General features: G+C 67.6%; 6 protein-coding genes. 4 read left to right on the forward strand and 2 right to left on the reverse strand.

What is annotated here, in order from left to right:
• Window positions 1-92 precede the first annotated feature (92 nt).
• Both H610_RS0116400 and H610_RS0116405 read right to left on the reverse strand, forming a co-directional pair.
• Window positions 93-1016, reverse strand: a complete 924-nt coding sequence (locus H610_RS0116400; RefSeq protein WP_028240693.1) for a lipid A biosynthesis lauroyl acyltransferase — start codon at window positions 1014-1016, stop codon at window positions 93-95.
• An 82-nt stretch (window positions 1017-1098) separates the two neighbouring features.
• Entirely contained in the window at window positions 1099-2328 is a 1230-nt protein-coding gene (locus H610_RS0116405) for an MFS transporter (protein WP_028240694.1), read from the reverse strand.
• A gap of 485 nt (window positions 2329-2813) precedes the next feature.
• On the opposite strand from H610_RS0116405, the gene minC reads away from it, so the two are divergent.
• The 4 genes from minC to H610_RS0116425 all read left to right on the forward strand — a co-directional run bounded on the left by minC (window position 2814) and on the right by H610_RS0116425 (window position 5398).
• Entirely contained in the window at window positions 2814-3545 is a 732-nt protein-coding gene (gene minC, locus H610_RS0116410; RefSeq protein ID WP_028240695.1) for a septum site-determining protein MinC, read from the forward strand.
• 88 nt (window positions 3546-3633) lie between these two features.
• Window positions 3634-4449 carry a septum site-determining protein MinD gene (minD, locus tag H610_RS0116415; RefSeq protein ID WP_028240696.1) on the forward strand — a complete coding sequence of 272 codons (816 nt, stop codon included), beginning with the start codon at window positions 3634-3636 and terminating at the stop codon, window positions 4447-4449.
• Window positions 4446-4700: a cell division topological specificity factor MinE gene (gene minE, locus H610_RS0116420; RefSeq protein ID WP_028240697.1), complete on the forward strand. Its 255-nt coding sequence runs from the start codon at window positions 4446-4448 to the stop codon at window positions 4698-4700. Before minD ends, minE begins: the two co-directional genes overlap by 4 nt.
• A 62-nt stretch (window positions 4701-4762) precedes the next feature.
• The gene (locus tag H610_RS0116425) at window positions 4763-5398 is read left to right on the forward strand and encodes an RluA family pseudouridine synthase (protein WP_028240698.1); all 636 of its coding nucleotides are present in this window, start codon (window positions 4763-4765) and stop codon (window positions 5396-5398) included.
• Window positions 5399-5579: the final 181 nt, after the last annotated feature.

A 5579-nucleotide genomic window follows, 5' to 3' on the forward strand; every position in this document is an offset into this window, starting at 1 on the left:
CACCGGTCCGCGTGGAAAACGCTGCGCGGTTTTCCACCCTACGGTTGCATCACCGCGAGGGCGCACCTCCGGCGGCTACATCGGAGCGGAAGCTATCGATAGAGGCTGGACTCGCCTTCGGGGCGCGTCTTGAACCGGCGGTGGGCCCACAGGTACTGGCTTGGCAGGCGGCTGACCGCCTCCTCCACCCAGTGGTTGATCCGCCGGCAGTCGGCCTCCTCGCTTTCCCCCGGGAAGTCTTCCAGCGGCGGGTGGATGACCAGCCGGTAGCCCTGCCCGCCCGCCAGGCGCTCCTGGGTGAAGGGCACCACCTTCGCCTTGCCCAGGCGGGCGAACTTGGTGGTGGCGGTCACCGTCGCCGCGGTGACGCCGAACAGCGGCACGAACAGGCTCTGCTTGCGGCCGTAGTCCTGGTCAGGCGCGTACCAGATCGCCCGTCCGGCGCGCAGCACCTTGAGCATGGCGCGCACGTCCTCGCGCTCGATCGCCGTGGCATCGCGGTTGTGGCGTTCGCGGCCGCGTCGCTGCACGTAGTCGAAGACCGGATTCTTGTGCTCGCGATACATGCCGTCGATGGTCTGGCGCTGCCCGAGCAGCGCGGCGCCGATTTCCAGCGTGGTGAAATGCAGCGCCATGAGGATCACGCCCTGCCCTTCGGCCTGCAGCCGCTGCAGGTGCTCCAGCCCCTCGATGTGCGCCAGCCGCTGCAGGCGCTCGCGCGGCCACCACCAGCTCATGGCCATCTCGAAGAAGGCGATGCCGCTGGAGGCGAAGTTCTCGCGCAGCAGCGCCTCGCGCTCGGCGGCCGACCACTGCGGGAAGCACAGTTCGAGGTTGCGCCGCGCGATGTGCCGGCGGCCCCTGGCGAAGCGGTACATCAGCCAGCCGAGCCCGCGCCCGAGCTTCAGCAGCGCCCGGTACGGCAGCTGCACCAGCAGCCACAGCAGGCCGAGACCGAGCCAGAGCAGCCAGTAACGCGGATGGAGGAAATGGGGACGGAAGGCAGGACGTTGCATCAGGTGATCCGGAAATCGGCGAGCCGGCATTCTAAGCGAGAACGCCGGCGCTGCGGACGCGCGTGAGCGGCCTCACGGCCTCTCAGCGACGCGCCCGGGTGTCGGGCAGCAGCACCGTCAGCAGCCCCAGCAGCGGCAGCCAGGCGCACAGCTGGTAGACGTGGACGATCCCACGGATGTCCGCCAGATGGCCGAGCAGCGCGGCGGAAATGCCGCCGATGCCGAACATCAGCCCGAAGAAGATACCGGCCACCATGCCGACGTTGCCCGGCACCAGTTCCTGGGCGAAGACCACGATGGCGGAGAACGCCGAGGACATGATCAGCCCGATGATCACCGTCAGCACGGCGGTCCAGAACAGGTCCACGTGGGGCAGCAGCAGGGTGAAGGGCGCCACGCCGAGGATCGAGAACCAGATCACCAGCTTGCGCCCCACGCGGTCGCCGATCGGCCCGCCGGCGAAGGTCCCGACCGCCACCGCGCCAAGGAAGAGGAACAGCAGCATCTGGGACTGGGCGATCGACACCCCGAAGCGCTCGATCAGGTAGAAAGTGTAGTAGCTGGTCAGGCTGGCCATGTAGATGTACTTGGAGAACACCAGCAGCGCGAGCACCGCCAGCGCCCCCATCACCCGCCGCCGCGACAGCCCGTGGGTGGGCTGCAGGCCGCGCGAGGCGCGGAACAGCGCCAGGTGGCGGGCGTACCAGCCGCCGACCCGGTACAGCACGAACACCGCGAAGACGCCGAACAGCGCGAACCAGGCGATGTTGCTCTGGCCGAAGGGCACCACGATGGCCGCCGCCAGCAGCGGCCCGAACGCCGAGCCGGTGTTGCCGCCGACCTGGAAGGTCGACTGGGCGAAGCCGAAGCGCCCGCCGGAGGCCATGCGCGCCACCCGCGAGGCCTCCGGGTGGAAGGTGGAAGAGCCGAGGCCGATCAGCGCCGAGGCCAGCAGGATGCTCGGGAAGCTGCCGACCACCGCCAGCAGCAGAATGCCGACCACGGTGCAGAGCATGCCGACCGGCAGCAGGAACGGCTTGGGATGGCGGTCGGTATAGAAGCCGATCCAGGGCTGCAGCAGCGACGCGGTCAGCTGGAAGGTCAGGGTGATCAGCCCGACCTGAGTGAAGCTCAGGCCGTAGTTGGTCTTGAGCATCGGGTAGATGGCCGGCAGCACGGCCTGGATCAGGTCGTTGATCAGGTGCACCAGCGCCACGGCGCCGATGATGCCCAGCACCATGGGTTGCGCCTGTGGAGTCGCGGCGAGCGCAGGCCGAGCAAGGGGTTCGCTGAGGCTGGAGGTGGAGGACATGACAGGCACCGTAACGGACGACAGCGCAGTCTAGCACCAGGATCGGGCACGGCAGCCATTCTTCGCCGCGTACCGAATCCGGTGGTAACGCCGCTTTTGTCGGCCCGCCTTCGGGACCACGGTTCTGCCAATGGCAGGCTCGCGAGAGCGCGCCACAGGGGGAATGTTCCCGCGTAGGGTGGGCTCAGCCCACCAGATTGCACCTGGGCGCTGGCCTGCATCGGTGGGCTGAAGCCCACCCTACGACACCCAGCCAGAGACCGAGCCGTCGCCCTGGCGAAGGCCGGAGCCCAGATGGCTTGCACCGGGGCGCCGGCCTGCGCGGGTACGACGGGGCTGGATGCTAGCGAGGCGCAGCCGCCGGTCGCCGCGAGGGCGCGCCTCCCACGGCATCTGCACTCCAGCGGACCATTGGCCCTGCTGCAACTTGCAGCGCCCGTCACAGCTCGTTATAAGTCCACGCCATTCATTGCAGCGGGCAGACCATGAGCCAAGCCGACCTCCTCGACCAAGAACCCGTGTTCCAGCTCAAGGGCAGCATGCTCGCCATTACCATCCTCGAGCTCGTGCAGAACGACCTGGAGCGCCTCGACCGCCAACTGGCGGCCAAGGTGGAGCAGGCCCCAGCCTTCTTCAGCAACACCCCGCTGGTACTGGCGCTGGAAAAGCTGCCGGAGAACGGGGCCGGGCTCGACCTCGCCGAACTGGTCGCGTTGTGCCGCAAGCACGGCCTGCGCACCCTGGCGCTGCGCGCCAGCCAGCCGCAGCTGATCGAGGCCGCCGGCCGTTTCGACCTGCCGGTGCTGCCCCCGTCGGGCGCGCGCGAGCGCAGCCTCGACCCGGCCGCCAAGCCGGCGCCGGCCGCCAAACCGACCGAGCCCGAGCATCGCCCGAGCCGCGTGGTGACCACTCCGATTCGGGGTGGCCAGCAGGTCTATGCGCAGGGCGGCGACCTCATCGTCATGGCGGCGGTCAGCCCGGGCGCGGAACTTCTCGCCGATGGACACATCCATGTGTACGGTCCGCTCAGGGGTCGAGCCCTGGCCGGCATCAAGGGCAATCCGAACGCGCGCATCTTCTGCCAGCAACTGGCCGCCGAAATGGTCTCCATCGCCGGTAGTTACAAGGTCGCCGAGGACCTCAGACGCGAGCCGTTATGGGGTAAGGCGGTACAGATCGGGCTCTCCGGCGACGTGTTGAACATCACCCGCCTTTAACGGATACTGCCGCGAATTTTCAGGCATCACGGCCACATCCGCATCAGTCGGCGGATGCTTCGGCCTCTCTTCTCATTGGGGTGAAACCTTGGCCAAGATTCTCGTTGTCACTTCCGGAAAGGGTGGTGTCGGCAAAACCACCACCAGCGCAGCCATCGGCACCGGACTCGCCCTGCGTGGGCACAAGACGGCGATCGTCGACTTCGACGTCGGCCTGCGCAACCTCGACCTGATCATGGGCTGCGAACGCCGCGTGGTGTACGACTTCATCAATGTCATCAACGGCGACGCCACGCTGACCCAGGCGCTGATCAAGGACAAGCGGCTCGAGAACCTCTACGTGCTGGCGGCCAGCCAGACCCGCGACAAGGACGCGCTGAACATCGAGGGCGTGGAAAAGGTCATCAACGAACTCAAGGAAAACTTCGAATACGTCATCTGCGACTCGCCCGCTGGCATCGAGAAGGGCGCGCACCTGGCGATGTACTTCGCCGACGAGGCGATCGTGGTGACCAACCCCGAAGTGTCTTCGGTACGCGACTCCGACCGCATGCTCGGCCTGCTGGCCAGCAAGTCGCGGCGCGCGGAGAACGGCGAGGAGCCGATCAAGGAACACCTGCTGCTGACCCGCTACAACCCCGAACGCGTCACCAAGGGCGAGATGCTGGGCGTCGAGGACGTCGAAGAGATCCTCTCCATCCGCCTGCTGGGCGTGATTCCGGAATCCCAGGCGGTGCTCAAGGCCTCCAACCAGGGCATCCCGGTCATCCTCGACGAGCAGAGCGACGCCGGCCAGGCGTACAGCGACGCGGTCGACCGCCTGCTCGGCAAGGAGATCGCGCACCGCTTCCTCGACGTGAAGAAGCCCGGCTTCCTGCAACGTCTATTCGGAGGTCGTGAATGAATCTTTTCGACTTCTTTCGTGAGCGCAAGAAGCAGACCCCGGCGTCGATCGCGAAAGAGCGTCTGCAGATCATCGTCGCCCACGAGCGCGGTCACCGCAACGAGCCGGACTACCTGCCCGCGCTGCAGAAGGAGCTGGTCGAGGTGATCCGCAAGTACGTCAACATCGACCAGGACCAGGTGCAGGTCGCGCTGGAGGACCAGGGCAGCTGTTCCATTCTCGAGCTGAACATCACCCTGCCGGATCGCTGATCCGGCTGTTTCCCCTCCTCCCCCAGCGGCCCCTGCCGGGTCGCTGGCGCACAGTCCATCCCATGCCCCTGAGCCAGATCGAATTCGTCCATCGGGACGACGCCCTGCTGGTGGTCAACAAGCCCACCCTGCTGCTCTCGGTGCCCGGCCGCGCCGAGGACAACCGCGACTGCCTGATCACCCGTCTGCAGCACAACGGCTATCCGGAAGCGCTGATCGTGCACCGGCTCGACTGGGAGACCTCGGGGCTGATCGTGCTGGCGCGCGACCCCGACAGCCACCGCGAGCTGTCCCGCCAGTTCCACGACCGCGAGACGGAAAAGGCCTACACCGCGCTCTGCTGGGGCGAACCGGCCCAGGACAGCGGCAGCATCGACCTGCCGCTGCGCTACGATCCGCCGACCAAGCCCCGGCACGTGGTCGACCACGAGCAGGGCAAGCATGCCCTGACCTTCTGGCGCGTCCTGGAACGGCACGGCACCTTCAGCCGCGTCGAACTCACCCCGATCACCGGGCGCTCGCACCAGCTGCGCGTGCACATGCTCTCGATCGGCCACCCGCTGCTCGGCGACCGCCTCTACGCCCACGACGAAGCCCTGCAGGCGCACGAGCGGCTGTGCCTGCACGCCAGCATGCTGGCCCTCACCCATCCCCGCACCGGCGAGCGCCTGCGCTTCGAAAGCCCGGCGCCGTTCTGAGCCCACCCCCTCATCCAGCCCTGCGGGCCACCTTCTCCCGCAGGGAGAAGGGAAAGGCACCGCACTGCCAGCAGGCCAGGCACGGTCCTGTAGGAGCAGGCTCTGCCTGCGACCGGCCCCCACACGGCGCCGCGTCCGACGCCAGACATCCCCCTCTCCCTCCGGGAGAGGGCCGGGGTGG

Origin of the sequence: Stutzerimonas azotifigens DSM 17556 (assembly GCF_000425625.1) — a bacterium.
GTDB lineage: Bacteria > Pseudomonadota > Gammaproteobacteria > Pseudomonadales > Pseudomonadaceae > Stutzerimonas > Stutzerimonas azotifigens.

What these genes read in the sequence shown, in the direction of transcription:
- H610_RS0116405 (WP_028240694.1), bottom strand. Translation starts at nt 2,328, where the DNA reads ATGTCCTCCACCTCCAGCCTCAGCGAACCCCTTGCTCGGCCTGCGCTC.
- minC (WP_028240695.1), top strand. Translation starts at nt 2,814, where the DNA reads ATGAGCCAAGCCGACCTCCTCGACCAAGAACCCGTGTTCCAGCTCAAG.
- H610_RS0116425 (WP_028240698.1), top strand. Translation starts at nt 4,763, where the DNA reads ATGCCCCTGAGCCAGATCGAATTCGTCCATCGGGACGACGCCCTGCTG.
- H610_RS0116400 (WP_028240693.1), bottom strand. Translation starts at nt 1,016, where the DNA reads ATGCAACGTCCTGCCTTCCGTCCCCATTTCCTCCATCCGCGTTACTGG.
- minE (WP_028240697.1), top strand. Translation starts at nt 4,446, where the DNA reads ATGAATCTTTTCGACTTCTTTCGTGAGCGCAAGAAGCAGACCCCGGCG.